Raw genomic sequence first — 26,866 nt, forward strand, 5'->3', positions numbered from 1 at the left:
CGTCGTGGGGTGCGGCGGCGGTGACCTCGGGTTGTGCGTGATGACCTCGGGGATGTGCGCGGCGCGCTCCCGTCCGGGCCCGCTCGGGGTCGCTGGGGAGCCGACCCGAGGCGGGTTTCGTACACGCGTTCGATAAGTGGTCTATGGTGGAAGGCAGAGGGTTCGAGAAGGGGGGAGAAGCGGGCGGTCGGAGGTGCGCATGGCGGGATTCACACACCTGCACACCGTCTCGGGTTTCTCGCTGCGGTACGGGGCCTCGCACCCCGAGCAGCTCGCCGAGCGCGCCGCCGAACGCGGGATGGACGCGCTGGCGCTGACCGACCGGGACACGGTGGCCGGGGTGGTGCGCTTCGCCAAGGCGTGTGCGCGGGCCGGGGTGCGGCCGCTGTTCGGTGTCTCCCTGGCGGTGCCCGCGGCGTACGCGGGGGAGGGCACCGGCCCGCAGGCCGGCCCGCAGCCCCGCCGCCGCACCCCGGTGCGCGGCGGCGCCTTCGTGCCGGAGGCGACCGACCGGGCGGTGTTCCTCGCCCGGGACCGCCGCGGCTGGGGTGCGCTGTGCCGGCTGGTCAGCGCCGCCCACGCCGACGGCGGCATCGGTTGGCGGGACCTGGGCCGGGAGGGGCTGTACGTGCTGCTCGGCGCGGACTCCGAGGTCGGCCGCGCGCTGGCGGCCGGACGCCCCGACCGGGCCGCCGGGCTGCTGCGCCCCTGGCGCGAGGTGTACGGGGACGCGCTGCGTCTGGAGGCCGTGCACCACGGCCGCACCGGCACCGGGCACGGCTCGCTGCGGCTCGCCGCCCGCACCGTCGGCTTCGCCGTCGAGCAGGGCGTCGTTCCGGTGCTGACCAACGCCGTCCGCTACGCCGACCCCGGCCAGGGGGAGGTGGCCGACGTCCTGGACTCGGCGCGCCGCCTGGTGCCCGTCGACGTACGCGACGCGGGGAGCCTGGACAGCGGCGAGCGCTGGCTGAAGGACTCCGGGGACATGGCGCGCACCGCCGAGCGGGTCATGGAGGCGGCCGGGTTCACCCGCGGCGACGCCCGCCGGCTGCTGCGGGCCACCGAGGAGACCGCCGCGGGCTGCGCCGTCGACCCGGAGGAGGACCTGGGGCTCGGGCAGGTGCACTTCCCCGAGCCGGAGGTCGTCGGCGCCGGCGCCCGCAGCGCCGACCGCGTACTGCGTGCGCGCTGCGCCGCCGGGATGGTCCGGGAGGGCCACGACCGGGACCCGGAGTACTGGGCGCGGCTCGACCACGAACTGCGGATCATCGAGCGACTCGGCTTCGCGTCGTACTTCCTCACCGTCGGCCAGGTGGTCGCCGACGTACGGGGGATGGGCATCAGGGTCGCCGCGCGCGGTTCGGGCGCCGGCTCGCTCGTCAACCACCTGCTGGGCATCGCCGCCGCCGACCCCGTCGAGCACGACCTGCTCATGGAACGCTTCCTGTCCGGCCGGCGCGTCTCCCTGCCCGACATCGACATCGACGTGGAGTCCGCCCGCCGGCTGGAGGTCTACCGGCGCATCCTGGACCGCTTCGGCGGCGATAGAGTCGCCACCGTCGCCATGCCCGAGACCTACCGCGTCCGGCACGCGGTGCGCGACGTGGGCGCCGCCCTCGGGATGGACCCGGAGGAGACCGACCGGCTGGCCAAGGCCTTCCCGCACATCCGGGCCCGCGACGCGCGGGCCGCGCTCGCCGAACTGCCCGAGCTGCGGCAGGTGGCGGGGGAGGACCACGGCCGGCTGTGGGAGCTGGTCGAGGCGCTGGACGCGCTGCCCCGCGGGGTCGCCATGCATCCCTGCGGGGTGCTGCTGTCGGACGCCGGGCTGCTGGACCGCACCCCGGTCGTGCCGACCAGCGGCGAGGGCTTCCCCATGTCGCAGTTCGACAAGGACGACGTCGAGGACCTCGGGCTGCTCAAGCTCGACGTGCTCGGGGTGCGCATGCAGTCCGCGATGGCGCACACCCTGGACGAGGTGGAACGGACCGGCGGCGGCCGGATCGACCTGGACCGCATCCCGCAGGGCGACCCCGCCACGTACGAACTGGTCCGCTCCGCCGAGACGCTGGGCTGCTTCCAGATCGAGTCCCCCGGCCAGCGCGACCTGGTGGGGCGACTGCAGCCGGCCACCTTCCACGACCTGGTCGTGGACATCTCCCTCTTCCGTCCCGGGCCGGTCGCCGCCGACATGGTGCGGCCCTTCATCGAGGCCCGGCACGGCCGCAGGCCCGTCCACTACCCGCACCCCGACCTGGAGCCCGTGCTGCGCGAGACCCACGGGGTGGTCGTCTTCCACGAGCAGCTCATCGGCATCATGTGCGTCATGACCGGCTGCGACCGGGGGTTCGCCGACGAGGCCCGGCGCGCGCTGTCGGACGAGGCACGGCAGGGGCGCTTGCGGGCCTGGTTCGCGGAGGCGGCCCGGGAGCGCGGCTACTCCCGCGAGGTCATCCGGCACACCTGGGAGATCGTCTCGGCCTTCGGCGCGTACGGCTTCTGCAAGGCGCACGCCGTCGCCTTCGCCGTGCCGACCTACCAGTCCGCCTGGCTCAAGGCGCACCACCCGGCGGCCTTCTACGCCGGGGTGCTCACCCACGACCCCGGGATGTACCCCAAGCGGCTGCTGCTCGCGGACGCCCGCCGGCGCGGGGTGCCGGTGCTGCCGTTGGACGTCAACCGGTCGGGCGCGGCCTATCGAATCGAACTGGTGTCCGGTGAGGAGAGTGGCGAGGAGCTGTGGGGGCTGCGGCTCGCGCTCTGCGAGGTGCACGGCATCAGCGAGGCCGAGGTCGCCCGGATCACCGCCGGAGCGCCCTACGCCTCCCTCCAGGACCTGTGGGAGCGCGCCCGCCCAGGCCGCGCCGCCGCCGAACGCCTGGTCCAGGTCGGCGCGCTGGACTCCTTCGGGGGCAACCGCCGCGACATGCTGCTCCAGGTCGCGGAACTGCACCGGCAGGGCCGGGCGTCGGCGTACGACGGCCAGCTCACCCTGACCGGAGGGGCGGACGAGCCGGCGTTCGCGCCGATCGGCCTGCCCGACATGGACGACGGCGAACGGCTCGGCGCCGAACTCGGCGTCCTCGGCATGGACGCCTCCCGCCATCTGATGGACGACCACCTCGCCTTCCTGGAAGAGCTGGGCGCGATCCCGGCGAACCGGCTGCGCGAGGTGCGGCACGGCGAGACCGTGCTGGTCGCCGGGGCCAAGGCGGCCACCCAGACCCCGCCCGTCCGCTCCGGGCGCCGGGTCGTCTTCACCACCCTCGACGACGGCACCGGCCTGGTCGACCTCGCCTTCTTCGACGACAGCCACGAGGCCTGCGCCCACACCGTCTTCCACTCCTGGCTGCTGCTGGTCCGCGGGGTGGTCCAGCGCCGGGGACCGCAGAGCCTGTCCGTCGTCGGCGCCGCCGCCTGGAACCTGGCCGAACTGGTCGAACTGCGCAGGCAGGGCGGCCTGGAGGCGGTCGCGGCACGACTGGCGGAGACCCCGGGCGAACCCGCAGGCCGCCCCGGGCCCCCGCCCGAGGGCCGCCGGGTCCGCATGCCCACCGTTTACGAGATGCACCCCTGGGCCGATCTGCGGCCCGCGGGCGAGGGCGCCCCGACCGGCCGCAAGCTGTGGCACTCCAGCCCGGGGAGCGCGGGACGATGACGGACGACCTGCAGGTGCTGTACGTGCATGTCCACGCCGGCGAGGCGGCGTACGAGCGGCTTCTCGCGCTGCTCGGCGACCTCACCCCCGTCGTCCAGGCACTGCCGCCCGACGCCGCGCTCGCCGACGTCCGCGGGGCGCTGCGCTACTTCGGGCGCGACGCCGCGGAACTGGCCACGCTGCTGCGGGTGCGGCTGCTCGCGCTCCACGGCGTGGACTGCACGATCGGCGTCGGCCCGAACCCGCTGCTCGCCCGGATGGCGGCGCAGGACGGACCGGAGGGCGCGGTGCGCGTCGCGCCCACCGACCCCGCGGCCGCGGCGGCCTTCCTCGCCGAGCGCCCGGTGGCGGCACTGCACGGGGTGGGCCCGGCGACGGCGCGGCAGTTGGGCACGTACGGCCTGGACACCGTGGGCCGGGTCGCGGCCGCGCCCCTGAGCACCCTGCAGCGGATCCTGGGCGCCGCGGCGGGTCGCAGGACGCACGAGCGGGCCCGCGGCATCGACCCGACCCCGGTCGTGCCGAACGCCCCCGCCCGCTCGGCCGGCGCCGAACGCCGCTTCGGCCACGACGAGCTGGACCCGGTGCGGCACCGCCGCGCCCTGCTGTCGCTCACCGAGGAACTGGGCTCCACCCTGCGCGCGTCGGGCAGGGTCGCCGGCTCACTGACCCTCACCGTCCGCTATGCCGACCGCTCCACGACCATCCGCACCCGCGCGCTGCCCGAGCCGAGCGGCCACGGCACCGTCCTCGCCGAGGCCGCGTACCGGCTCTACGAGGGGCTGGGGCTGCAGCGGGCACGGGTGCGCGCACTCGCGCTGCGCGCGGAGGGGCTGACGGACGCCGCTCTCGCGCCGCTGCAGCTCAGCCTGGATCCGGGGGACGAGAAGGCGCGCCGGATCGAGGCGGTCGCGGACCGGGCGCGGGCCCGCTTCGGCCCGCGGGCGCTGATGCCCGCGACGCTGTCGGGCGCCGCCTGACGCCTCGTCGCGGCACCGGCGCGCAACCGTTGCGGCGATTCTTTTACCCGCAGGTAGCTGGCACGGCTTGTTACTCCTCCGTAGATTTGACGGAGGCTCAGCACTCCGGTGATCCGGATCACAGGCCGCACGGGAGCCAGTCCTTCCACCTGCGAGGAGATCGCTCGATGCCGCCCATCAGACCGCGATCAGCGCTCCGGCTCCTCTCCGCGCTGACTCTCACCGCCGCCCTCATCACCGCCCCCGTCCTGGCGGACACCGCCCCGGCGGCGCTGGCGAAGGCGCCCGCCTACGACACCAGGGCCACCACGGCGGCGGACGCGCCCCCCGCCAGCGCGGCCGGCCACGCCACCTCCGCGGGCTCCGTCACCGCCGCCGCGAGCAGCGGGTGGAACAACTGGTCGTGCAAGCCGTCCGCCGCCCACCCGCGGCCCGTCGTCCTCGTCCACGGGACCTTCGGCAACTCCGTCGACAACTGGCTCGGCCTCGCGCCCTACCTGGTCAAGCGGGGCTACTGCGTCTACTCCCTCGACTACGGCCAACTGCCCGGTGTGCCCCTCTTCCACGGGCTCGGCTCCATCGCCGCGTCCGCCGGGCAGCTCGCCGACCACGTCGACCGGGTGCTCGCGGCCACCGGCGCGGCCAAGGTCGACATCGTCGGGCACTCCCAGGGCGGCGTGATGCCGCGCCACTACATCAACTTCCTGGGCGGCGCCCCGAAGGTGAACGCGCTCGTCGGCCTGGCGCCCAGCAACCACGGGACGGACCTCGGCGGGCTGCTCAGGCTGCTGCCCTACTTCCCCGGGGCGGCCGAGGCCATCGAGCACCTCACCCCGCAGGCACTGACCGACCAGATGGCGGGATCGGCCTTCCTCACCCGGCTGAACGCCGGCGGGGACACCCTCCCAGGCATCCGCTACACGGTGATCGCGACCAGGTACGACGAGGTGGTCACGCCGTACACCTCGCAGTTCCTGTCCGGCCCCGGTGTCCGCAACGTGGTGCTGCAGGACCTGTGCCCGCTCGACCTGTCCGAGCACGTCCTCGTCGGGCTGGCCGACCGCATCGTGTTCCATGAGACGGCCAACGCCCTCGACCCGGCGCACGCCGAGGCGACCGACTGCGGGGACGCCTTCAGCTGACGGTCCGCATCGGCCCCCGCCGCCCGGCGGCTGCGGGGGCGGGCAGCAGCACCGGCGCACCGGGTGACGGCGGCGGTGCACCCGCCGTCGTCGGCGAGGCGGCGCGGGTGCTGCTGTTCCCGGTCCCGGCGGGGCCGTCAGCCGAGCCAGAGCGTCAGGAGGTGGCCCGGGCTGTCCCATGTGCACGTGCACTGGCAGTCCTGGCCGGAGTTGACGACGTTCTGGCCGGCCGTCTTGCAGGCCGCGCTCGTCGCGTACGCCTTGCAGGGCGCGCTCGCGTTCGCCGGGGCGGCGAGCGCCGGCATTCCGGTGAGCGTCGCGGCCACGGCCGCGGCGACCGAGGCGCCCCTGGGCTTGTTCAGTCCCCTCCAGGAAAGGCTCGTTGCCCGACTGGATCACCGGCGTCCTCACACCATCGCAATGGACACGCCAATGATGCGGATCGCGGGCGGTGTCCGCCGTGCCCGCCCCTCAGGAGGCGTGCCGGCTGCGGGAGGTGCGCCGCGGGGGGTGGGTGAGGGTGATCTGCCGCACGAGCTGGTGGAAGCAGGACAGCGCGGCGATGGCCGGGAGGCTCGCGACGGTCCAGTCGGTGATCGTCCGGGGGGCGGAGGCGACGCAGAACAGGATCGCGAAGGCGGAGAAGAGCAGGACGACCGCCCAGGAGTGCGGGGCGCGGCGCTGGTGGAGCGCGGCCCGCAGGATCGACAACGAGGCCACCATCCAGGGGCCGTAGACGAGCAGCGGCCACCAGTTCGCCAGCTTCGACGCCCCGTCGGGGGACGCGATGTGGCGCAGCGGGTCGTGGGCGACCATCCCGCCGAGCACGCTCACCATGGCCACGATGGTGGCGGTGACGGCCGCCACGACGAAGCTGAGCGTCTGGGTACGGCTCACCTTCTGGCGCAGCGCCGCCCGGCGGATCCTGCGGTGCCGGTGCCGGGTGAGCGGCAGCTCGTGGGTCGCGGACTGCGGGGAGGGCGCGGCGAAGACGTCGTCGTCCTCGTCCTCGTCCACGTCCTCCGGCAGAGGCGATTCCAGGAGCTGGGCCAGCTCCTCCTCGGACGTCCACGCCCCGTTCAGGACGTCGTAGTCCGGGGCGGAGAACACGCCGTTCCCCGAAGTGTCGTCCGTGGTCTGGCGGGGACGGAAGATGGCGTGGCCGTTGAGGTGGTGGTCCTCGTACGGCACGTCGTTCTCGAAACGGAAACGGTCCTGCAAAGGCGGCATGAAGAGATTCCTGTCGGGGCCGGGCGCGGGCGGCGGGTACGGGGAATGCACGCCCTAATACCGCGCATCCGGATCGGCTCCGGAGCAGCGGCGGGTGAAATCCCCCTCGATCCCGGCCATCTCGTTGGCGAACTGCTCCAGTTCCGAAGAGCAGTACACAAGTGGAACGTGCTCCTCGCCACGCTCGATGTAGGCGTCGCAACTCCGGCCGAAGAGCCCCGCCGTTCCCGGGACGAGCATCCATTCCCCGAGGGGGAGGGCTTGTGCCGGGCGGTACGGATGGCTGCGGCGGACGGGCGCCGGCGGCGTCCGGGGGACCGCACTCCCGGACGGCGCACACGGCACGTTCTGGGGATCGACTGTGACCACATTCCCACAACGACCCTCGACCCGTGATGGAGTTGCGCCGTACGAGTGACACCGCCCCGCGTTCTGTGAGGCGGCGGCCCCCGGCGGCGGGTCGCCGCGGGCATCCTAGGGTGGGTGCCATGACCGAACCGACGCCCCGGCGCGCGGCCGCCCTCGATCTCCTCGACGCCGTCGTCCACCCCGGCACCTGGCGCGGCTGGGACGAGCCCGTGACCGCTCTGCCCGGGTATCTCGACGATCCCGGCTACCGCGCCGACCTCGCCCGGGCACGGGAGCGCACCGGTCTCGACGAGTCGGTCGTCACCGGTGCGGGCCGGATCCGCGGCCGCCGGGTCGCCGTCGTGGCGGGCGAGTTCGGCTTCCTCGGCGGCTCGATCGGCGTCGCCGCGGGCGAACGCCTCGTACGGGCCGTCGAACGGGCCACCCGCGAGCGGCTGCCGCTGCTGGCCGCGCCGGCCTCGGGCGGGACGCGGATGCAGGAGGGCACCGTCGCGTTCCTGCAGATGGTCAAGGTCGCGGCAGCCATCGCCGACCACAAGGCCGCGGCCCTGCCCTACCTGGTGTACCTGCGGCATCCGACCACGGGCGGGGTCTTCGCGTCCTGGGGCTCGCTCGGGCACGTCACCGTCGCCGAACCCGGCGCGCTCATCGGTTTCCTCGGACCGCGCGTCCACGAGGCCCTGTACGGAGAGCAGTTCCCGCCCGGCGTCCAGGTCGCGGAGAACCTGCTGGCCCACGGCATCGTCGACGCGGTCCTGCCCTCCGGGGAGCTCGCAGCCGCGGTGGCACGCGTCCTCGGGGTGCTGTGCGGCGACACGACGGGCGCGCGGGGCTCCCGCACCGAGCCGGGGCCGGAGCCCGGAACCGGTCCGGAGCCCGGAACCGAGCCCGAGGCCGCCGCCGTACCCCGCGCCGTCCCCTCGGCCGAGGAGTCCATCCGGCGCTCACGGCGCCCCGAGCGGCCCGGCCTGCGGGCCCTGCTGGCGGTGGCCGCCCGAGACGTGACCCCGCTCAGCGGCACCGGTGCGGGGGAGCGGGACCCCGGACTCCTGCTCGCGCTCGCCCGCATCGGCGGCACGCCCTGCGTCGTCCTCGGCCACGACCGGCGCGAGACCGGCGACGGCCGCCCGCCCGCGCTCGGCCCGGCCGGCCTGCGGGTCGCCCGGCGCGGCATGGGCATCGCGGCGGAACTGGACCTGCCCCTGCTGTCCGTCGTCGACACGGCGGGCGCCGCGCTCTCCCGGGAGGCCGAGGAGGGCGGCCTGGCGGGCGAGATCGCCCGCTCCCTCGCCGATCTGATGGCCGTGCCCACGCCCACGCTGTGCCTGCTGCTCGGGCAGGGCGCCGGCGGGGGCGCGCTCGCGCTGCTGCCCGCGGACCGGGTGGTGGCGGCACGGCACGCCTGGCTCTCCCCGCTGCCGCCCGAGGGGGCCTCCGCGATCCTGTACCGGACGACGGAACGGGCGTACGAAGTGGCCGGCCGCCAGGGTGCGCGGTCGGCCGACCTGGCCGCGCGCGGGATCGTCGACCGCGTGGTGGAGGAGACGCCGGACGCGGCGGACGAGCCGGAGGCGTTCCTCGCCCGCCTCGGCGCGGTCCTGGGCGCCGAACTCGCGTCCCTGCGCACCTGGCCCCGTGCCGTCCGCCTCGCCGCCCGCCGCACCCGCTACCGCAATCTGGGCCTGAGCTGACGCCCCGTCCCTTCGCGGGCCAAAGCCGTGCCCCGGCGTCCCGACGCCCCGAGGCCCCTCGGCTCCGGCGTCCGCCGGGCGTTGTCGGTGGCGCGTGGCAGGATCGCGGGATGGGGAGCTCGAGCACAGACGCGTACTGGGACAGCATGGCGGACCGCTTCGACGAGGAGCCGGACCACGGTTTGCGGGAGCCCGCGGTGCGGGAGGCATGGGCGGCGCGGCTGCGCGAGTGGCTGCCCGCGGTCCCGGCGGACGTGCTCGACCTCGGCTGCGGTACGGGCAGCCTCGCGCGGCTCGCCGCCGAGCAGGGCCACCGGGTGACCGCCGTCGACCGCTCACCGCGCATGGCCGCGCTGGCCCGGGCGAAGCTGGCCGGCACCGAGGCCCGCGTCCTGCTCGGGGACGCGGCAGAACCGCCCGTCGCGGAGGGCCGGTTCGACGTCGTTCTCGTCCGGCACCTGCTGTGGGCGCTGCCCGATCCCGTGGCGGTGCTGCGTCGCTGGACGGGGCTGCTGCGCCGCGGCGGGCGCCTGGTGCTGGTCGAGGGCCGCTGGGGGGAGGCCGAGCCGGTGGGCATCCGCGCCGCCGAACTGGCCGCCATGGTGCGGCCCTTCGCCGAGCACACCGAGGTCGAGCAGCTCGCGCACGACACCGCGCTGTGGGGCCGCCCGGTCCACGACGAGCGCTACGTGGCGGTCGTGCGGAGCGGCCCGCCCCGCAGGCACACGGAGATCGTCGACGTCCACCTGGTACTCCGCCGCGGCGACGAGGTCCTGCTCGGCCGCCGCGTCGACACCGGATATGCCGACGGCCTGCTGCACGCCCCCTCCGGCCATGTCGAGGACGGTGAGGACGTCCTGACGGCGCTGATCCGCGAGGCCCGCGAAGAGGTGGGTGTCGTGCTGCGCCCCGAGGAGGTCTCGGTCGCCCTCGTCATGCAGCACCGCGCGCCCGGCGGACGCGAGCGCATCGGATGGTTCTTCGTGGCGGACGGCGGCGCCCACGAACCGGTCAACCGCGAGCCCGACAAGTGCTCGGAGCTCGGCTGGTTCCCGCTGCACGCGCTGCCGGACGACATGGTGGCCTACTGCAGGGCAGGCCTGGAGGCATACCGTGCGGGTGAGCGTTTCGTGCTGCATCTGCACGATCCGGGCGACGCCATCGCCCACGATCCCGCGGGGCCGGACCGTGCCGTCGTCCTCGCGGACGGCGCGTGCAGCACAATGGCCGCGACAAAATACGCCGAACCGTCCCGCCGGGAGGACGACACACCGTGAGCCTCAAGATCACCGTCAGGCCGGGCGTGGACACCGCGCCCTACGAGCAGGTGCGCGAGCAGATCGCGGACCAGGCCCGTTCCGGCGCCCTCCCGGTCGGGTACCGGCTGCCGACCGTCCGCGGCCTCGCCGACGAACTCGGCCTGGCGGCGAACACCGTGGCCAAGGCCTATCGTGCCCTGGAGGCGGACGGTGTGATCGAGACCCGCGGCCGCAACGGCACCTTCGTCGCGGCCGCGGGCGACGCCGCCGCCCGGGAAGCGGCCGCGGCCGCGTCCGCCTACGCCCAGCGCGCCCGGCGCCTCGGACTGGACCGGGCCGCCGCGGAGAGCGCCGTGCGGGAGGCGCTGCGCGCCGCGTACGAGGGGTAGCCCGCGCCGCTACAGCGGTCGGCCGGTTTGCAGAGCGCCGGCGAGCCGGCGGCCGCGATATCGAGGCCGGCGCCCGTGCCCACCGTGGGGATCCCGACGGCGAGGTCGAGCAGGTCCAGCGCCTCCGGCGGGATCCCGTGCTGCTCGTGCCCCAGCACGACGACCGTGGTGCGCCGCGCTGCCGGCAGATCGGCCGGCCGTACGGCCTCGTCGGCGAGTTCGAGCCCGAAGACGTGCGCCCCGCGGTCGCGCCGCCGCTGCAACAGCCCAGGGGATCAACGGTCCAGTGGACGCAGACCGGCCGCCGCAGGGTGTTGCCGTGGCCGAGCGCCTGCGGCACCAGGGAAGCGCGGGACGACCAGGCACGCGCCGACCGCGTCGCACGTGCGCAGCAGCGTCCTCAGATCGGCGCTGTGCAGCGGCCACAGCGGCGCCGCGTACAGATGGTCCCAGCAGCCGTGCGACCGCGGACGGCCCCGGGGGCCGTCCGTCAGAGGTAGAGGCCTCCGGGGGCGGAGGCCGGGGCCGTCTGGTGGGGGAGTGCGGCGCCGCCGGAGGACGCGGCGGCGCGGCGCAGCGCGTACAGCTCCGCGAGCGTGGCGCCGTCCCGGCCGATCCCCTCGGACGTGCCGAGCCAGCCGGTCGCCTCGGCGCGGGTCAGCGGGCCCACCTCTATACGGGCCAGGCAGCGGCCGGGCCGGACCACTGCCGGGTGCAGTCGCTCAAGGTCCTCGTTGGTGGTGATGCCGACCAGGACGTTGCGGCCCTGGCCGAGCAGGCCGTCGGTGAGGTTGAGCAGCCGCGACAGGGCCTGGCCGGTCTGGTGCTTGGCCTGGCCGCGGATGAGTTCGTCGCAGTCCTCCAGGAGCAGCAACCGCCAGCGGCCCGGCCCTTCGGCGTCATCCTCGCCGATGGCGATCTCCATCAGGTATCCGACGTCGTTGAAGAGCACCTCGGGGTCGAGGACGCAGTCCACCTGGCACCAGTCGCGCCAGGAGCGGGCCAGCGTGCGCAGCACGGAAGTCTTGCCGGTCCCCGGCGGGCCGTGCAGGAGCAGCAACCGGCCACTGACGTCGTCGGCGCCGAGCTTCATCAACCCGTCCATGGCCTCGGCCACGGGTGCCGTGTAGTTGCCCCGCACGTCGTCCCAGGGGGCGGCGCTGATCTGCCGGGTGATGCGGTGCGGCCCGCGGCGCGGGGCGACGTACCAGAAACCCATGGCCACGTCGTCGGGTTGCGGCTCCGGCTGGTCCTCGGCGCCCTCGACGGCCTCGGCGAGGACACGCCGCGCCAGTTCCTCGCTGACCGCCGTCACCGTCACGTCGGCCCGTCGGTGCCAGCGCGAGACGAGGATCGTCCAGCCGTCGCCCTCGGCCAGGGTCGCGCCGCGGTCCTTGTCCCGTGCGGAGCGCAGCACCGACCCGCCCCGTGGGACGAGTGAGTGCCCCGACGTGACCCGGTCCAGGGACGTGCCGCACGAGTGGGGCTGCTCGCCGGTGACGAAGCGGCTGAGGAACAGGGCGTCGATGGCGTCGGACGGCGAGTCGTCGTCGTTCATGCCGAGACGGATGGACAGGGCGCGATGCGGGGGCGTTGCGTCGGGCATGCCGCACATGATCCGGCACGGGGCTGCCCGTCGCACCGGGTTTTTGCGGGGCGGGGCCATTCCCGGCGATCCTCGAACGCCCGGTGGAGGCACGCCGGTTCGCGCGCCGGGTGCGATGGCCGATGCGGTTGCCGGAGCGCCCGGCCGGCCTGGCGGGAGGGAGGCGCCGGGTGCGTGCGGCGGTGTCAGCGCGGTCCGGAGGCTGCGGCGTTCGAGCCGGGCCACCGCGGAAAGGTCCGGGAGAAACGCTGTTCAGCGGTCGGCTGCAGGATGTCTGAGCGGCCGTCAAGATGCTGCTGCCTGCGGACCCGGCAATGGACCGTGCGAACAATTTTTGGCATGGACACTTCCCGAACGGGTTACCGCGCGGTACGAAAGACGCGGCAGAGAGCCTGCCGAGGGAGGTTCCATGAGACTGTCCCGTTCCGTGTCAGCCGCATCCACACTCCTCCTCACCGCCGTACTCGCCCTGTTCGGCGCCGGCACCGCCCAGGCCGCCGGTCCCGTCTACGTGGCCCTGGGCGACTCGTACTCCGCCGGAGTCGGGGCCGGAAGCTACGACAGCTCGAGCGGCAGCTGCTACCGCAGCACCAAGGCGTTCCCCCGACTGTGGGCCAACGCGCACAGCCCGTCCGCGTTCTCCTTCACCGCGTGTTCCGGAGCGACCACGACCGACGTGCTCAACAACCAACTCGGTCCGCTCAACTCCTCGACCGCCCTGGTCAGCATCAGCATCGGAGGCAACGACGCCGGCTTTGTCGACGTGATGACCACCTGCGTCCTCAGTTCGGACAGCACCTGCCTCAGCCGTGTCAACCAGGCCAAGGACTTCGCCAACAACCAGCTGCCCGCACGCCTCGACTCCGTCTACAACGCCATCAGCTCCCGGGCCCCCTCAGCCCGTGTCGTCGTCCTCGGCTACCCGCGCTTCTACAAGCTGGGCACGACCTGCATCGGCCTCAGCGAGACCAAGCGCAAGGCCATCAACGACGCGGCCGACCTCCTCGACACCGTCACCGCCAAGCGCGCCGCCGATCACGGCTTCGCCTTCGGCGACGTCCGGGGAACCTTCACCGGGCACGAGCTCTGCTCCGGCTCGGCGTGGCTGCACAGCCTCACCCTGCCTGTCTACGAGTCGTACCACCCCACCGCCTCCGGGCAGTCGGGCGGCTACCTGCCGGTGTTCACCTCGGCCGCGTGACGCACGCGGGACGGCCGCGCCCGGCACCCGCACGGCGTGAGACCAGGGGTGCCGGCATCACCCGGCACCCCTCCTCCGTGCCGGGCGGTCCTGGGGTGGGCGCGACGGGTCGCGGGAGGGCGGCTTCGTGGCCGAACTTCGGGAAGCGGCCCAGGACGCGGGTTTCGGGACGCCGACTGCTCGGTCGGTTTCACGGCGTCGGCTGCTCGGTGGGTTCCAGGGCGTCGGCTTCAGAGGTCGGCGCCGTTTCGGTGGAACCGCTCGGCGACGGGCTCGGAGCCCGGCACGTGACCGTGAAGGGGACGTGCCCGGACTCCGTCTTCACCGGGCTCAGCACAGCTACCGCGACCCAGCCCTCGACAGTGCCGTCCGGCTCGTAGGCCGCCTCCGTGGAGTGGATCGTGCGGCTCTTCGGGCCCCCCTCGGCGAAGCCGAGGGTCCGCCGGTCCTCGCCGGAACCGCCGGCGTTCGACGTCCAGCGGTAGGTGACCGTCGCCGGAGTGCGGTCCACCGTGACGACCGCCGAGAAGGACGGCGCCTGCTCCGGGGGCGGTGGACAGCTCCCGATGTAGCTGTCGCGTACGGCCGACACCGTGACGTGGACGTTCACCGGGACGGGTGTGGTGGGCGGCGCCGAGGTGGGCGGGGAGGGCGGTGAACCGCTGCCGGCCGTCGTCTCGTGACCGGCGGCGTCCGCGTCGCCGCCGTCGTCCTCTTGCGTGTCCGCGGCGGACGGGGATCGCCCCCCGCCGGGGGTGTCCCCGGCACTGGTCCCGCGACCGGGACGGCCGACCGGCTCGTCATCGAACAGGGCGTAGGCCAGGCCCCCGAGGCCCAGTGCGAGGACGAGCACGCCCACCGCCACCGCCGTGCGGCGCGGCCGGAACGGGGAGCCGCCCTCCACCGCCACGTACAGCAGCACGCCGAGCGACCACAGATCCGACTCCGGTCCCGGGCGGCGGCCCAGCGCCCGCTCGGGGGCCAGGTACTCGGGCGAGCCCACCAGTTCGCCGGTGCGGGTGATCGCCGAGGTGCCCTCGATCACGGCGATGCCGAAGTCGGTGAGCACGACGCGGCCGTCGTTGCCGATGAGCACGTTCCCCGGCTTCACATCGCGGTGCAGCACCCCTGCGGCATGGCCGGCGCGCAGTGCCCGCAGCACCTTGCCGCCGATGCCCGCGGCGCGCCTCGGGTCGACGGGGCCCTCGGCGTCGAGGACGTCGGCGAGCGCCACGCCCCGCACGAGCTCCATGACGATCCAGGGACTGCCCTCGGCCATGGCCACGTCGTACACCTTGATGACGTTGGGGTGTTCGACGCGGGCGGCGGCGATCCCCTCCTGCTGCAGCCGGGCGTACAGACGCTCGATCTCGCTGTCCTCCAGGCCCGCCGGCGCCTTGACCTCCTTGATGGCCACCTCGCGGTGGAGCAGCTCGTCGCGGGCCAGCCACACCACGCCCATACCGCCCCGTCCCAGCTCGCTGATCAGCCGGTAGCGTCCCGCCACGAGCCGTGTCATCGGCGTGCCCCCTTCGCTCCGCCCGAGTCCAGCATGACCGAACTTCGGGCCGAACGGACCCTTTCGGCGGAAAGCTCCCTCAACCGGTCGTCGCCGGCGCCGGTGTGCGCGTCAGTGGACCGGCGGTGGTGCCGGGGGCGCCCGCCGCGCCGCGCGGTGCCCTGCCGCTCGTCCGCGTGCTGGGGGCCACCCGGCGTCGGCGCGGGCGCTGACGCGGCGGCGCGCGGCGCGCCCGTGCGTGAGCGACCGAGGGACGGGGGCGCCTTCGTACACCGTCACCGTGACGGTTGAGCCGACTGGCGGATCAGCGGAGCCGATCATGGATCCCGTGGCTCAACTCCCCCTGTGAGCGCTGAGAATCAGCCGCATCTCGTCAACCCCCTTGACGGACAGGTGAATCCGGGAGCGCGGATGCATAGGTGACGCCGCAGGACGATAGGGTTACCCTGCCCGGTGCCGGGTGCCCTCGAACGGGTGGGGAGTGTCATGGATCAGATAGCAATGCGGAGCAGGCCGCGAGTGCCTGCCATCACGTGTGGGAGCAGCGCGACCAGCGCGCGTCTCGACCGCCATCTCTCGGTGCTGGCCGGCCCTGCCGTGCCGCAGCGGGAGGCGGAGGAGGCCACGCTGCTCATGCGCGAGCTGACCGCGCGCGACCATGTGCGCGCGAACGCCAACCGCGGGGCGCGCGTGTCGTTGTTCGCCCCGCTGCGGCGGCTGCGCCGTTCGCTCTTCGGCAGCCGCCACTGATCTCAGAGTTCCCGGCGTTTTCCGGAGCTCCTTCAGTGGACAGGCTCGGGCGCAGCACACCGTCCCGGCACCGCGCCGTGTCATGCGGCGCGTCGGTGTGCTCCGTCCGGGCCTGTGGCATATCGACTTGTGGTCACAGCAGGGCGAACTGCCCGTCCGGCCCTTCCTCGTGATGGTCCAGCACGGAGGCCGGACGGCGCGCCGTCTCCGGCACCGGAAGGACGCGCGCGGCGCGCAGTTCGGCGACGCCGATCCGCGGTCCGTCCGCGACCCGGGCGGCCAGCGCGCGACGTGACGGCCGCAGTTCCGCCAGCAGCGCCAGCACACTGATCATCTCCAGCAGTTCGGTCGTCCTCGCCCGCGGCCAGGCGCCGGGCGCGATCGCGTCCAGGCCGTCGGCCGCCCCGGCGGGGATCCGCCGTTCGAACCAGGCCCCCAGCACCCGCGTCCCCGCGGCATGGAACTCCCAGGCCGCCTCCGGCAGCGGCGCCACCCGCCCGCTCCCCAGCATCAGCGCCTCGGCCCCCGGGTCGTACGAAGGCGCCTCCCGCGGCACCTCCGGCAGCGCCGCGCGGACGTAGGGGCGCCGACCGCCCGGCAAGCGGGGATGCCCGGCGGGGCGGTCCTGCGCCGGATCGGCGTAGCGCGCGCCCCGGGTGTGCAGCCACAGCACACGGCGGCCCAGCGCGACCCCCTCCGCCCACAGCGCCGGATCGGCGGTCAGCGGGACCTCGACGGGCGAGCCCGTGGCCAGGGCGGCGATCCAGGCGAGCACGTCCTCCGCGGTGACCGGGGTGGCCAGCCGCTCGGCGAGGCGGTCGAGCAGGCCCGGTGCCAGGTTCGGGTCGCGTCCGCCCGGGCGGCGGAAGAGCGGCCGGATCCGGCCCGGCCGCCCGGCGGGGGAGTGGCCGTCGGGGAGCAGCGCGGAGAACGCCAGCGGCGGCCCCGGGAGCTGCGGCAGCCGCGCGATCTCCACCGCGTACACCTGCCGGTCCCGGTCGGCGACCCGCCACAACTCGGGGCGGGCGGCGTCGATGAGGCGGTGGTCGGGGATGAGCCACTGCAGGTCGTACGGGCCGTGCAGCACCCGCACCGGGTCCGCGCACGGGCCGTCCTCCCGTTCCAGCCGCGTGGTGGGCGCCGGGTGGCCCGGCAACTGGGCGACGGCGGTGCGCGGGGTGCGCGCCCGGGTCGGGCGGAACAGCACTTCGCGCTCGGCGCCCCGCGCCGTCACCAACCGGTCCCAGCGGGCGGTGAGAGTCGCCGCCTCGGGAGCCATGACCCAGCTCCGCCCCATGCGCAGGGGCGGGACGGACCACGGCATCAGGTCGGCCAGCATGGGTGCTTCATGGCTCACCGTGAGCATGCTACTGAGGCACTCAGGGCGCCTCCATGGTCACGGTGAAGGAGAAGCGGTCGCCCCGGTAGTGGATGCGCACCACGTCGACCACTCGGCCGGTGTCGTCATAGGTCACCCCCGTGTAGTGCAGGATCGGGCTGAGCAGGGGCACCTGCAGCAGCCGGGCGGTGTCCGGGTCGGCCAGCCGCGCCTCGACGGTGTCGGTGATGCGGCTGATCCGCACCCCGAGGGCGTCCCGGAGCACCTTCGTCATCGGCCAGCGTGCCAGGTCCGCCAGGTCGATCCGTGCGGCGAGTTCCGGCAGGACGAAGTTCTCCGCCCAGTTGGTCGGCTCCCCCGACTCGTCGCAGCGCAGCCGGCGGTAGGCGACGGTGTCCGCGAGCCCCGGGAAGTACTCGGCGAACTCCGGCGGCACGGGCGACGGACCGTGGCTGAGCACGCTGGTGCGCTCTCCCGACTGCTGGGCGACGATCGCGTCGACCGAGCCGAGCAGCCGCACCGGCGCGCCGCGCAGCGCGGCGGGTTCGATGAACGTGCCGCGTCGCCGGTGGCGGCTGATCAGCCCCTCCTCCTCCAGCTCCCGCAGGGCCTGGCGCATCGTGAGCACGCTGACGCCGTAGTGGCCCGCGAGCGCGTCCTCGGTCGGCAGTCGCAGCGGATCGTCAGGCCGGCGGCCGAGTATCGAGGCACGCAGGGACTGCGAGACCTGGTACCACAGCGGGAGCTTGCGGTTCAGCACCAGCGAGTCGGGGGCGAAGGCGCGGCTCGGGCTCGTCGTCATGCTCTGAAGTGTCGCTCAAGCCCCCGCCACACACCGTCGTAGTCCCGCTGCAGGTGCTCCGCCGCCAGCGCCTCCGCCGTCGCCACGACCGGCCAGCGCGTCTCGAACATGAAGGCCAGCCCGTCGTCCACTTTCTGCGGGACCAGTTCGGCTGCGCTCGCCCTGTCGAAGGTCGTCCGGTCCGGGCCGTGCGCCGACATCATGTTGTGCAGCGAGGCCCCGCCGGGGACGAAGCCCTCCGCCTTGGCGTCGTACGCGCCCTCGATGAGCCCCATGAACTCGCTCATCACGTTCCGGTGGAAGTACGGCGGGCGGAAGGTGTCCTCGCCGACCAGCCAGCGCGGCGCGAAGACCACGAAGTCGGCGTTGGCCAGGCCCGGGGTGTCGGAGGGAGAGGTCAGCACCGTGTAGATCGACGGGTCCGGGTGGTCGTAGCTCACGCTGCCCAGCACATTGAAGCGCCGCAGGTCGTACACGTACGGCGCCAGGTTGCCGTGCCAGCCGACGACATCGAGGGGGGAGTGGCCGTACTCGGCGGCCCAGAGGTTGCCGCCGAACTTGTTCACCACCTCCACCGGCTCCTCCCGGTCCTCGTACGCCGCCACCGGCGCCATGAAGTCCCGCGCGTTGGCCAGGCCGTTGGCGCCGATCGGCCCCAGATCGGGCAGCCGGAAGTGCTGGCCGTAGTTCTCGCAGACGTAGCCGCGCGCCTCGCCGTCCGGCAGTTCGACCCGGAAGCGCACCCCGCGCGGGATCAGCGCGACATGGCCGGGACCGGCTGCCAGGACCCCCATCTCGGTGCGGAGCAGCAGCCGCCCGCGCTCCGGCACGATCAGCAGCTCGCCGTCGGAGGAGGAGAACACCCGGCTGTCCATGGAGCGATTGGCCGCGTACCAGTGGATGCCGATGCCCTCGCGCCGCAGCACATCGCCGTTGCCGCCGACGGTGACCAGGCCCTCGATGAAGTCGGCCGGCTCCTGCGGCAGCGGCAGCGGGCTCCACCGCAGCCGGTTGGGATCGGGCTCGGCCGTGAAGGGCGCGCTGCGCAGCCGCCCGTTGGGGATGCGGCGGAACGGCGGATGCGCCGCCGACGGCCGGATGCGGTACAGCCACGAGCGGCGGTTGTGATGCCGCGGCTCGGTGAAGGCGGTGCCGCTGAGCTGCTCCGCGTACAGCCCGAGCGGGGCGCGCTGTGGTGAGTTCCGGCCCACCGGAACCGCACCGGGGACCGCCTCGCTCATGTGCTCGTTGCCGAAGCCGGGGAGGTAGGTGAGGACCTGGCCGTTCATGATCCCGGTGCCGGGGGTCCGTGTGCCGGGGGTCTGTGCGCCGGGGGTCCGTGTGCCGGAGGTCTCTGTGCTGGCGATCTCTGTGCTGGTCACGATTCCTATGGTTGTCCATAGGAATCGCGACCGCAAGGGATCGCGGGGGCCTGTGGAGAACCTGTGCCGCACCTCGCGCCCATGACGGCGACGGTCGCCTGCGGGCACCCCGCCCTGCGGTGCGGCAGCGGCGATCCCGTCGGAGGACTCCCGACGGTTCGGGCGCCGCCCTGGAAAAGGAAAACTATCGGCGCTAGTTTGGGCGGGCCAGGGCAGGTCCACCCGGAGGGACGAGGGATGAAGCCGCACGACGGGATGTACATCGACGGCGACTGGCGGCCCGCCGCCGGTACGGGGACGATCGACGTCGTCGACCCCGCCGACGAGCGCGTGTTCGCCAGAGTGCCGGCCGGCACCGCCGAGGACGTCGACGCCGCCGTCCGCGCCGCGCGTGCGGCCCTCCGAGGCTGGGCTGCCACCCCGCCCGCCGAGCGCGCCGCCCGGCTCGCCGCGCTGCGCGACGTCCTCGCCGCCCGCCGCGAGGAGATCGCCGAGACCGTCACCGCCGAGCTGGGCGCCCCGCTGCCGTTCAGTCAGAACGTCCACGCGGGGCTTCCCGTCGTGGTGGCCGGCTCGTACGCCGAACTCGCCGCCACCCACTCCTTCGAGGAGCGGATCGGCAACTCCACCGTCCTCCACGAGCCCGTCGGCGTGGTCGGCGCGATCACCCCCTGGAACTACCCGCTTCACCAGATCGTCGCCAAGGTCGCCCCCGCGCTCGCCGCCGGCTGCACGGTCGTCCTCAAGCCCGCCGAGGACACCCCGCTGGTCGCCCAGCTCTTCGCCGAGGCCGTCCACGAAGCGGGTGTGCCCGCGGGCGTCTTCAACCTCGTCACCGGTTTCGGCCCGGTCGCCGGGCAGGCGCTGGCCGCCCACGAGGACGTCGACCTGGTCTCCTTCACGGGTTCCACCGCCGTCGGCCGGCAGATCGCCGCGACCGCGGGCGCCGCCGTCAAGCGGGTCGCCCTGGAGCTCGGCGGGAAGTCCGCCAACGTCATCCTCCCTGGCTCGGACCTGGCGAAGGCGGTGGGCGTGGGCGTCGCCAACGTCATGTCCAACACAGGGCAGACCTGCAGCGCCTGGACCCGCATGCTCGTCCACCGCGACCAGTACGAGGAGGCGGTTGCCCTCGCGGCGACGGCCGCCGCCAAGTACGCTCCCGGCGAGCGCATCGGACCCGTCGTCAACGCCAGGCAGCACGAACGCGTCCGCGGCTACATCGCCAAGGGGATCGAGGAGGGCGCCCGCCTCGTCGCCGGCGGCACCGACGCGCCGCGTGCGCCGGGCTACTGGGTCAGCCCCACCGTCTTCGCCGATGTGACACCCGAGATGGCGATCGCGCAGGAGGAGATCTTCGGCCCCGTGCTGTCGATCCTGGCGTACGAGGACGAGGAGGACGCGCTCCGCATCGCCAACGGCACCGTCTACGGCCTCGCGGGGGCCGTCTGGGCGGCCGACGACGCCACCGCCGTCGCCTTCGCCCGGCGCATGGACACCGGCCAGGTCGACATCAACGGCGGACGCTTCAACCCGCTGGCGCCGTTCGGCGGGTACAAGCGCTCCGGCTTCGGCCGCGAGCTCGGCCCGCACGGCCTCAGCGAGTACCTCCAGACCAAGTCCCTCCAGTTCTGACCGGTTTTCCCGGATCTGGCAACCTGATGCTTCCGACAGCCCCGAGCGCAGGAGAGAACACCGTGGTCCGCGCCGCCGTACTGCCCGCCGTCAACGCGCCCCTCACCCTCGCCGAGATCGACCTCCCGGAACCCGGGCCGGGTCAGGTGCGGGTCAGGCTCGCCGCCGCGGGGGTGTGCCACTCCGACCTGTCCCTGTCCAACGGGACGCTCAGGCAGCCCGTGCCCGCCGTCCTCGGCCACGAAGGCGCCGGCACGGTCGTCAGTGTGGGTGAAGGCGTCACGGACGTGGCCCCCGGTGACCGCGTCGTCCTCAACTGGGCGCCTTCCTGCGGCGCCTGCCACTACTGCGGACTCGGCGAGCCGTGGCTGTGCGCCGGCGCGGGCGCGGCGGCGGGGGTGCCCTACGCCAAGCTCGCGTACGGCGGGGCCGAGCTCTACCCGGGGCTCGGGACGGCCGCCTTCGCCGAGGAGACCGTGGTCGCGGCGGGCGCGGTGCTGCCGCTGCCCGACGGGGTGCCGTTGACGGAGGCCGCGCTCCTGGGGTGTGCGGTGCTCACCGGTTACGGGGCGGTCCACCACAGCGCGGCGGTGCGCCCCGGCGAGTCCGTCGCCGTCTTCGGCGTCGGGGGCGTCGGCCTCGCCGTCCTCCAGTCCGCCCGCATCGCCGGTGCGGGCACCGTCGTGGCCGTGGACGTCTCCCCGGAGAAGGAGGCCCTGGCACGGGCGGCGGGCGCCACGGAGTTCCTCACCGCGAGCGAGGACGTCGCGAAGCGGATCCGCGCGCTGACCGGGGGGCACGGCGCGGACGTCGCCACCGAGTGCGTGGGGCGCGCGGAGACGATCCGGTCCGCCTGGTCCTCGACGCGACGCGGCGGCCGCACGACGGTGGTGGGAATCGGCCGCAAGGAGGACCTGGTCTCCTTCTCCGCACTGGAGATCTTCCACTTCGGCCGGACGCTGTCCGGCTGTGTGTACGGCAACAGCGACCCGGCGCGGGACCTGCCGGTGCTGGCGGAGCACGTGCGGGCCGGGCGGCTCGACCTGGCGGCGATGGTGACGGAGCGGATCGGGCTGGAGGGGATTCCGGGGGCGTTCGAGGGGATGCTCCGGGGGAGGGGCGGGCGGGCCTTGGTCGTCTTCTGACGGCCGGGTTGCCGTGTGCGGGTGCGACGGCGGGTGCGGCGTCGTGCGGGTGCGTCGCGGTCGGGGTTGCGGGGGCGTTGCGGCGGCGTGGCCGGCGCACACGTTCGTCTGCCTCGCCGCCCCGATGGCTGTGAGCCCAGCCCCGGCCCTCAGGCGCCGGTGGGGCCCAGCGCGGCGAACTGCAGGGCGAGCCCGTCGACGAGGGCGCGCAGGCCCGTCTCGAAGGCGCCCTCGTCCACCTGCTGCCGGCGTTCCGCGAGGAGGTGGGCCTGACCGAGGTGCGGATAGTCCGCCGGGTCGTACGCCGAGGGGTCGTCGACGAAGCCCCGCGCGAAGGAGCCCAGGGCGGAACCCGCCACGAAGTACCGCATGAGCGCGCCCACGCGGGTGGCGTGGGCCGGGGGCCAGCCGGCGGCCGTCATGCCGCCGAACACCGCGTCGGCCATGCGCAGGCCGGCCGGGCGGCGCCCCGGGCCCTGGGCGAGGAACGGCACGATGTGGGGGTGGGCCGCGAGCGCGGCGCGGTAGGAGCGAGCCCAGGCGACGAGGGCGTCCGCCCAGTCGCGGCCCTCGTCGAACATCGAGAGGTCGACCTCGGAGACGACCGCGTCGGCGACCGCGTCCAGGATCTCGTCCTTGGTCGTGAAGTGGTTGTAGAGGCTCGGCCCGCTGACGCCGAGTTCCGCCGCGAGGCGACGTGTGGAGACGGCCTGCAGTCCCTCGGCGTCCACGAGCGCGAGTGCCGCGGCGACGATGCGTTCGCGGCTGAGCAGGGGCTTGCGGGGGCGGGCCATGCGGCACATAGTAGGGGCTGTCCCAAGAAAACTAGCAGTGGTAATTTATCGCCTGACCGAGGTGTGCCATGGATCTTGAGCTGTCCGAGGAGCAGGCCGCGGCCCGTGCGCTGGCCGCCGAGTTCACGCGGCGCGAGATCGCGCCGCACGCCGCGGCGTGGGACCGCGCGGAGGGCGTGGACCAGGGCATCGTGGGGAAGCTGGGCGCCCTGGGCTTCCTGGGGCTCACCATCCCCGAGGCGTACGGCGGCTCGGGCGGCGACCACCTGACCTACTGCCTGGTCACCGAGGAGCTGGGGCGCGGCGACTCCTCGGTGCGCGGGATCGTCTCCGTCTCGCTCGGGCTCGTGGCGAAGTCCGTCGCCCACTGGGGCACGGAGGAGCAGAAGAGGAGCTGGCTGCCCCGGCTGGCCTCCGGAGACGCGGTGGGGTGTTTCGGGCTGACCGAGCCCGGCACCGGCTCGGACGCCGGCAACCTCACCACGCGGGCCCGGCGCGACGGCGGCGACTATGTGATCGACGGCGCCAAGATGTTCATCACGAACGGCACGTGGGCGGATGTCGTCCTGCTCTTCGCCCGCACCGGCGACGCCCCCGGCCACAGGGGTGTCAGCGCCTTCCTCGTGCCCGCCGACAGCCCCGGCCTCACCCGGCGCGAGGTGCACGGGAAGCTGGGTCTGCGCGGCCAGGCCACGGCTGAGCTGGTGCTGGAGGGCGTGCGCGTACCGGCCTCGGCGATGCTCGGACCCGAGGGGAAGGGCTTCTCCGTGGCGATGTCCGCCCTGGCCAAGGGGCGCATGTCGGTCGCCGCCGGGTGCGTGGGCATCGCGCAGGCGGCGCTGGACGCCGCCGTGGGCTATGCGAAGGAGCGCGAGCAGTTCGGCCGGCCGATCGCCGCGCACCAACTGGTGCAGGAGCTGCTGGCGGACATCGCGCTCGACGTGGACGCGGCTCGCCTGCTGACCTGGCGGGTCGCCGACCTCATCGACCGGGGCCTGCCCTTCGCGGCGGAGTCGTCCAAGGCGAAGCTCTTCGCGAGCGAGGCGGCGGTGCGCTGTGCCAACAACGCGCTGCAGGTCTTCGGCGGCTATGGCTACATCGACGAGTACCCGGTCGGCAAGCTGCTGCGGGACGCCCGCGTGATGACCCTCTACGAGGGGACGAGCCAGATCCAGAAGCTGCTCATCGGCCGGGAGCTCACGGGGGTGTCGGCCTTCTGACGGGGCTGCCCGGCCCCGACCGACCGCTCGGTATCTAAGCGCTTGCTCAGCGCCGGGTAGGGTGTCCGCCATGAATGTGGAGGAGGAGCGGTCGCAGCGGACCGAGGCGTGGAACGGGATCACCCCCGAGGCCGCCCGGCGACTGGTGATCGCCGCGGTCGAGGCGTTCGCGGAGCGCGGCTACCACGCCACGACCACGCGCGACATCGCCGGCCGGGCCGGCATGAGCCCCGCGGCGCTCTACATCCACTACAGGACCAAGGAAGAGCTGCTCTACCAGATCAGCCTGGTCGGGCACCGGCTCTCCCTCGGGCTGCTCCAGGACGCCGCGAACAGCGCGGGCGGCCCCGCCGACCGGCTGGCCGCGGCCGTGCGCACCTTCGTCCGCTGGCACGCCGAACACCACACCACGGGCCGCGTCGTGCAGTACGAGCTCGGCGCGCTCGGCCCCGAGCACTACGCCGAGGTCGTGGAGCTGCGCCGGGAGAGCGAGGCCGTGGTCCGCTCGGTGCTCCACGACGGCGTGCGGACCGGGGAGTTCGACGTGCCGGACGTCCCAGGGACCACGGTCGCGCTGCTGTCGCTGTGCATCGACGTGGCCCGCTGGTTCAACCCCGGCGGGCGCCGTACGCCGGACGGGATCGGGGCGCTGTACGCCGACCTCGCCCTGCGCATGGCGGGGTACGCGCCCCGTCAGAAGTAGAAGCGGACGACCGTCTCCGCGACGCAGACCGGCTTGTCGCCGCCCTCCCGCTCCACCGTGATCCCGACGACGAGCTGCGCGCCGCCGGGCACCTCGCTGACGTCGCTGATCCGGCCGGAGGCGCGCAGGCGTGAGCCGACCGGCACAGGGGCTGGGAAGCGGACCTTGTTCACCCCGTAGTTGACGCCCATCCGCACGCCCTCGACCCGCAGCAACTCCGGGGTGAAGGAAGGGATCAGAGACAGCGTGAGATAGCCGTGCGCGATGGTGGAGCCGAAGGGGCCCTGGGCGGCCCTCGCGGGATCCACGTGGATCCACTGGTGGTCCCCGGTGGCGTCCGCGAACAGGTCGATCCGCTTCTGGTCGACCTCCAGCCAGCCGGTCGTGCCGAGGCCCTCCCCGATGGCGGCCTTCAGTTCGTCGACCGAGGTGAAGATCCTGGCCTCTGCCATGCATGCCTCCCGTGCTGTCCAAGCGCTTGCTCAGCATGGTCTCCCCGGTGGAGCGCTGTCAACGCCCGTACCCGGCGCGTACCGAGGGTGTTCGTCCGTTTTGTGACTACCTTTCATCTCTGTGTGTCCCTGTTCGCGCTGGTTGAGGAGACGGAAGTGGCCGAGGCCCCCACGGAGACCAGCCCGTCCGACGGGCACACGGTGGAGGTCCGGCACGGCGGCGGCACCTCCTCCCCGCCGGCCGTCCGCACCGCCTTGCTGCGTCCCGCGACCTGGCCCCAGACCTGGCCGGCCCTCGCCGTCTACTGGCTGGCCAGCCGGGTGGTGATGCTGGCCCTGCTGCGCAGTGGTCAGGGCGACATCGCCCGCGAAGTGCATTTCCTCTACCGCCACTGGAGCGAGGGCTTCGCGCGGGGGACCTTTCCCGTCGGCGACGTGACGTGGCAGTACCCGCCGGGTGCCGCCCTGGTGATGCTGCTGCCGGCGCTGCTGCCCGGGCTCAGCTACTTCCAGGCCTTCGTCCTGCTCTCGCTCGCCGCCGACGCCGCCGTGCTGCTCCTCCTCCTGCGGGCCGGGACCGGTCGGCCCGGACGCAGCACGGCCGGTGCGTGGCTGTGGGCGCTCGCCCTGCCGCTGCTGATGCACCTGCCCTACGCCCGCTACGACCTGCTGGTCACCGTCGTCGCCGTCGGCGCGCTGCTCGCGCTGCCGTCGCGGCCCCGGCTCGGCGGCGCCCTCGCCGGGCTCGCCGCCCTGATCAAGCTCTGGCCCGTGCTGACCGTGCTCGGCACCCCGCGCGGCCGGACCACCCGGCAGATGTGGACCGCGCTCGCCGTGTCCGCCGGCGCTCTGCTGCTGGTGCTGTGCACCGCCTTCCGCGGCGCGCTCGGGTTCCTGTCCGCGCAGCACCACCGCGGGGTCGAGATCGAATCCCTCGGCGGCACCTTCCTGCACGTTGCCGAGATGCTCGGCTGGCCGGGGCGGGTGGTCGCGCACTACGGGTCGCTGGAGTTCACCGGCCCCTACGTCCGCGAGATCGCCACCGCCTCCCTGCTGCTGACCGGGATCTGCCTGCTGTGGCTGCTGATGTGGCGCGTGCGGGCGGCGCGCTGGACGCCGGCCACCCCCAGCGACGCCGCGCTGAGCGCCGTGCTCCTGTTCACCGTCACCAGCCGCGTCATCAGCCCTCAGTACCTGGTCTGGCTGATCGGCCTCGGCGCGGTCTGCCTGACCATGCGGCAGACCACGCAGCGGCCGGTCGCCGCGCTGATCCTGCTCGCCACCGCCGTCACCACGGTCGACTACCCGCTCTTCTTCGCGGACGTCACCGCCGCCACCTGGCAGGGCGCCGCCATCGTCGCCGTCCGCAACGCGCTGCTGGTCGCCGCCGCGCTCGTCTCCTGCGTCCGGCTGTGGCGCACGAGCGTTCCGCGCCGCGAGCGGCTCGTCGAACGCTCGTAGAGAGGGGTCGTGGGGCTTCCACGGCCTGGTGGCTCGCGGGGGCCGCGCTCTTATTCGTTCCTTGTCTTGGTCGCGCGCTGTTACCCTCGCAGAGACATTGACCTTTCATCGAGGAGACCGGACATGGTGGTGGACGACGACA

23 protein-coding genes are annotated in these 26,866 nt (G+C 73.9%); 13 read left to right on the forward strand and 10 right to left on the reverse strand.

The genetic code is table 11. The features are described from left to right. The first annotated feature begins 199 nt into the window (after nt 1-199). The 3 genes from AC3ET4_RS05625 (at nt 200) to AC3ET4_RS05635 (ending at nt 5,780) form a co-directional block, all read left to right on the forward strand. On the forward strand, nt 200-3,658 hold the full coding sequence (locus tag AC3ET4_RS05625) for a DNA polymerase III subunit alpha (protein WP_431946533.1): 3,459 nt from the start codon (nt 200-202) through the stop codon (nt 3,656-3,658). Further along, nucleotides 3,655-4,638 (forward strand): DNA polymerase Y family protein, encoded by a 984-nt coding sequence (locus tag AC3ET4_RS05630; RefSeq protein ID WP_431946535.1) that lies wholly within the window; start codon nt 3,655-3,657, stop codon nt 4,636-4,638. Before AC3ET4_RS05625 ends, AC3ET4_RS05630 begins: the two co-directional genes overlap by 4 nt. Before the next feature lie 167 nt (nt 4,639-4,805). Continuing rightward, nucleotides 4,806-5,780: an esterase/lipase family protein gene (locus tag AC3ET4_RS05635; protein WP_431946537.1), complete on the forward strand. Its 975-nt coding sequence runs from the start codon at nt 4,806-4,808 to the stop codon at nt 5,778-5,780. A 137-nt stretch (nt 5,781-5,917) separates the two neighbouring features. Here AC3ET4_RS05635 and AC3ET4_RS05640 read toward each other — a convergent pair whose 3' ends face one another. Both AC3ET4_RS05640 and AC3ET4_RS05645 read right to left on the reverse strand, forming a co-directional pair. After that, a complete protein-coding gene (locus AC3ET4_RS05640; protein WP_431946539.1) occupies nt 5,918-6,085 on the reverse strand; it encodes a hypothetical protein in 168 nt (55 codons plus the stop codon). A gap of 166 nt (nt 6,086-6,251) precedes the next feature. After that, the gene (locus AC3ET4_RS05645; protein WP_431946541.1) at nt 6,252-7,010 is read right to left on the reverse strand and encodes a DUF2637 domain-containing protein; all 759 of its coding nucleotides are present in this window, start codon (nt 7,008-7,010) and stop codon (nt 6,252-6,254) included. Nucleotides 7,011-7,498: 488 nt separating this feature from the next. Between AC3ET4_RS05645 and AC3ET4_RS05650 the strand changes: the two genes are divergently transcribed. From AC3ET4_RS05650 to AC3ET4_RS05660, 3 genes are all read left to right on the forward strand, one after another. Further along, entirely contained in the window at nt 7,499-9,070 is a 1,572-nt protein-coding gene (locus AC3ET4_RS05650) for a carboxyl transferase domain-containing protein (protein WP_431946543.1), read from the forward strand. Nucleotides 9,071-9,180: 110 nt separating this feature from the next. After that, the gene (locus tag AC3ET4_RS05655; RefSeq protein WP_431946545.1) at nt 9,181-10,347 is read left to right on the forward strand and encodes a methyltransferase domain-containing protein; all 1,167 of its coding nucleotides are present in this window, start codon (nt 9,181-9,183) and stop codon (nt 10,345-10,347) included. Next, nucleotides 10,344-10,718: a GntR family transcriptional regulator gene (locus tag AC3ET4_RS05660; RefSeq protein ID WP_431946547.1), complete on the forward strand. Its 375-nt coding sequence runs from the start codon at nt 10,344-10,346 to the stop codon at nt 10,716-10,718. Before AC3ET4_RS05655 ends, AC3ET4_RS05660 begins: the two co-directional genes overlap by 4 nt. Here AC3ET4_RS05660 and AC3ET4_RS05665 read toward each other — a convergent pair. Continuing rightward, a complete protein-coding gene (locus AC3ET4_RS05665) occupies nt 10,628-10,981 on the reverse strand; it encodes a TrmH family RNA methyltransferase (RefSeq protein WP_431946549.1) in 354 nt (117 codons plus the stop codon). The two genes, AC3ET4_RS05660 and AC3ET4_RS05665, sit on opposite strands and share 91 nt — an antisense overlap. Nucleotides 10,982-11,208: 227 nt before the next feature. Continuing rightward, nucleotides 11,209-12,384, reverse strand: coding sequence for a DUF5925 domain-containing protein (locus AC3ET4_RS05670; RefSeq protein ID WP_431946551.1), 1,176 nt, complete (start codon nt 12,382-12,384; stop codon nt 11,209-11,211). Between the two features lie 349 nt (nt 12,385-12,733). Here AC3ET4_RS05670 and AC3ET4_RS05675 point away from each other — a divergent pair, with 349 nt between their 5' ends. Further along, nucleotides 12,734-13,525 carry an SGNH/GDSL hydrolase family protein gene (locus AC3ET4_RS05675; RefSeq protein WP_431946553.1) on the forward strand — a complete coding sequence of 264 codons (792 nt, stop codon included), beginning with the start codon at nt 12,734-12,736 and terminating at the stop codon, nt 13,523-13,525. A 190-nt stretch (nt 13,526-13,715) separates the two neighbouring features. Here AC3ET4_RS05675 and AC3ET4_RS05680 read toward each other — a convergent pair whose 3' ends face one another. After that, nucleotides 13,716-15,044 carry a serine/threonine-protein kinase gene (locus tag AC3ET4_RS05680; RefSeq protein WP_431946555.1) on the reverse strand — a complete coding sequence of 443 codons (1,329 nt, stop codon included), beginning with the start codon at nt 15,042-15,044 and terminating at the stop codon, nt 13,716-13,718. A gap of 486 nt (nt 15,045-15,530) precedes the next feature. On the opposite strand from AC3ET4_RS05680, the gene AC3ET4_RS05685 reads away from it, so the two are divergent. Beyond that, a complete protein-coding gene (locus tag AC3ET4_RS05685; protein WP_431946557.1) occupies nt 15,531-15,794 on the forward strand; it encodes a hypothetical protein in 264 nt (87 codons plus the stop codon). Nucleotides 15,795-15,927: 133 nt separating this feature from the next. On the opposite strand, the gene AC3ET4_RS05690 is transcribed toward AC3ET4_RS05685, so the two are convergent. From AC3ET4_RS05690 to hmgA, 3 genes are read right to left on the reverse strand one after another with little or no spacing between them, the layout of a single operon-like run. Further along, nucleotides 15,928-17,160, reverse strand: coding sequence for a type ISP restriction/modification enzyme (locus AC3ET4_RS05690; RefSeq protein ID WP_431946559.1), 1,233 nt, complete (start codon nt 17,158-17,160; stop codon nt 15,928-15,930). 13 nt (nt 17,161-17,173) lie between these two features. Next, the gene (locus tag AC3ET4_RS05695; RefSeq protein WP_431946561.1) at nt 17,174-17,935 is read right to left on the reverse strand and encodes a GntR family transcriptional regulator; all 762 of its coding nucleotides are present in this window, start codon (nt 17,933-17,935) and stop codon (nt 17,174-17,176) included. Next, nucleotides 17,932-19,224: a homogentisate 1,2-dioxygenase gene (hmgA, locus tag AC3ET4_RS05700; RefSeq protein WP_431946690.1), complete on the reverse strand. Its 1,293-nt coding sequence runs from the start codon at nt 19,222-19,224 to the stop codon at nt 17,932-17,934. Before hmgA ends, AC3ET4_RS05695 begins: the two co-directional genes overlap by 4 nt. Nucleotides 19,225-19,554: 330 nt before the next feature. Between hmgA and AC3ET4_RS05705 the strand changes: the two genes are divergently transcribed. Both AC3ET4_RS05705 and AC3ET4_RS05710 read left to right on the forward strand, forming a co-directional pair. Beyond that, nucleotides 19,555-20,949 (forward strand): aldehyde dehydrogenase family protein, encoded by a 1,395-nt coding sequence (locus AC3ET4_RS05705; protein WP_431946563.1) that lies wholly within the window; start codon nt 19,555-19,557, stop codon nt 20,947-20,949. Between the two features lie 62 nt (nt 20,950-21,011). Beyond that, entirely contained in the window at nt 21,012-22,094 is a 1,083-nt protein-coding gene (locus tag AC3ET4_RS05710; RefSeq protein WP_431946565.1) for a zinc-binding dehydrogenase, read from the forward strand. Nucleotides 22,095-22,243: 149 nt separating this feature from the next. Here AC3ET4_RS05710 and AC3ET4_RS05715 read toward each other — a convergent pair whose 3' ends face one another. After that, nucleotides 22,244-22,888 carry a TetR/AcrR family transcriptional regulator gene (locus tag AC3ET4_RS05715; protein ID WP_431946566.1) on the reverse strand — a complete coding sequence of 215 codons (645 nt, stop codon included), beginning with the start codon at nt 22,886-22,888 and terminating at the stop codon, nt 22,244-22,246. A gap of 68 nt (nt 22,889-22,956) precedes the next feature. Between AC3ET4_RS05715 and AC3ET4_RS05720 the strand changes: the two genes are divergently transcribed. Both AC3ET4_RS05720 and AC3ET4_RS05725 read left to right on the forward strand, forming a co-directional pair. Beyond that, nucleotides 22,957-24,108: an acyl-CoA dehydrogenase family protein gene (locus tag AC3ET4_RS05720; RefSeq protein WP_431946568.1), complete on the forward strand. Its 1,152-nt coding sequence runs from the start codon at nt 22,957-22,959 to the stop codon at nt 24,106-24,108. Nucleotides 24,109-24,178: 70 nt separating this feature from the next. Then, nucleotides 24,179-24,811 (forward strand): TetR/AcrR family transcriptional regulator, encoded by a 633-nt coding sequence (locus tag AC3ET4_RS05725; RefSeq protein ID WP_431946570.1) that lies wholly within the window; start codon nt 24,179-24,181, stop codon nt 24,809-24,811. Here AC3ET4_RS05725 and AC3ET4_RS05730 read toward each other — a convergent pair. Continuing rightward, nucleotides 24,802-25,263 (reverse strand): MaoC family dehydratase, encoded by a 462-nt coding sequence (locus AC3ET4_RS05730; RefSeq protein WP_431946572.1) that lies wholly within the window; start codon nt 25,261-25,263, stop codon nt 24,802-24,804. The genes AC3ET4_RS05725 and AC3ET4_RS05730 overlap by 10 nt on opposite strands. A gap of 123 nt (nt 25,264-25,386) precedes the next feature. On the opposite strand from AC3ET4_RS05730, the gene AC3ET4_RS05735 reads away from it, so the two are divergent. Further along, nucleotides 25,387-26,724: a glycosyltransferase 87 family protein gene (locus tag AC3ET4_RS05735; protein ID WP_488175907.1), complete on the forward strand. Its 1,338-nt coding sequence runs from the start codon at nt 25,387-25,389 to the stop codon at nt 26,722-26,724. Nucleotides 26,725-26,866: the final 142 nt, after the last annotated feature.

The organism is Actinacidiphila sp. bgisy167 (assembly GCF_057707665.1).

Excerpts from the sequence above, each read along its gene's own strand:
- AC3ET4_RS05720 (WP_431946568.1), top strand. The coding sequence starts at position 22,957 with ATGGATCTTGAGCTGTCCGAGGAGCAGGCCGCGGCCCGTGCGCTGGCC.
- AC3ET4_RS05655 (WP_431946545.1), top strand. The coding sequence starts at position 9,181 with ATGGGGAGCTCGAGCACAGACGCGTACTGGGACAGCATGGCGGACCGC.
- AC3ET4_RS05670 (WP_431946551.1), bottom strand. The coding sequence starts at position 12,384 with ATGGCCCCGCCCCGCAAAAACCCGGTGCGACGGGCAGCCCCGTGCCGG.
- AC3ET4_RS05685 (WP_431946557.1), top strand. The coding sequence starts at position 15,531 with ATGGATCAGATAGCAATGCGGAGCAGGCCGCGAGTGCCTGCCATCACG.
- AC3ET4_RS05690 (WP_431946559.1), bottom strand. The coding sequence starts at position 17,160 with ATGCTCACGGTGAGCCATGAAGCACCCATGCTGGCCGACCTGATGCCG.
- AC3ET4_RS05725 (WP_431946570.1), top strand. The coding sequence starts at position 24,179 with ATGAATGTGGAGGAGGAGCGGTCGCAGCGGACCGAGGCGTGGAACGGG.
- AC3ET4_RS05695 (WP_431946561.1), bottom strand. The coding sequence starts at position 17,935 with ATGACGACGAGCCCGAGCCGCGCCTTCGCCCCCGACTCGCTGGTGCTG.
- AC3ET4_RS05715 (WP_431946566.1), bottom strand. The coding sequence starts at position 22,888 with ATGGCCCGCCCCCGCAAGCCCCTGCTCAGCCGCGAACGCATCGTCGCC.
- AC3ET4_RS05650 (WP_431946543.1), top strand. The coding sequence starts at position 7,499 with ATGACCGAACCGACGCCCCGGCGCGCGGCCGCCCTCGATCTCCTCGAC.
- AC3ET4_RS05675 (WP_431946553.1), top strand. The coding sequence starts at position 12,734 with ATGAGACTGTCCCGTTCCGTGTCAGCCGCATCCACACTCCTCCTCACC.
- AC3ET4_RS05635 (WP_431946537.1), top strand. The coding sequence starts at position 4,806 with ATGCCGCCCATCAGACCGCGATCAGCGCTCCGGCTCCTCTCCGCGCTG.
- AC3ET4_RS05680 (WP_431946555.1), bottom strand. The coding sequence starts at position 15,044 with ATGACACGGCTCGTGGCGGGACGCTACCGGCTGATCAGCGAGCTGGGA.
- AC3ET4_RS05645 (WP_431946541.1), bottom strand. The coding sequence starts at position 7,010 with ATGCCGCCTTTGCAGGACCGTTTCCGTTTCGAGAACGACGTGCCGTAC.
- AC3ET4_RS05730 (WP_431946572.1), bottom strand. The coding sequence starts at position 25,263 with ATGGCAGAGGCCAGGATCTTCACCTCGGTCGACGAACTGAAGGCCGCC.
- AC3ET4_RS05630 (WP_431946535.1), top strand. The coding sequence starts at position 3,655 with ATGACGGACGACCTGCAGGTGCTGTACGTGCATGTCCACGCCGGCGAG.
- hmgA (WP_431946690.1), bottom strand. The coding sequence starts at position 19,224 with ATGAACGGCCAGGTCCTCACCTACCTCCCCGGCTTCGGCAACGAGCAC.
- AC3ET4_RS05640 (WP_431946539.1), bottom strand. The coding sequence starts at position 6,085 with ATGCCGGCGCTCGCCGCCCCGGCGAACGCGAGCGCGCCCTGCAAGGCG.
- AC3ET4_RS05705 (WP_431946563.1), top strand. The coding sequence starts at position 19,555 with ATGAAGCCGCACGACGGGATGTACATCGACGGCGACTGGCGGCCCGCC.
- AC3ET4_RS05625 (WP_431946533.1), top strand. The coding sequence starts at position 200 with ATGGCGGGATTCACACACCTGCACACCGTCTCGGGTTTCTCGCTGCGG.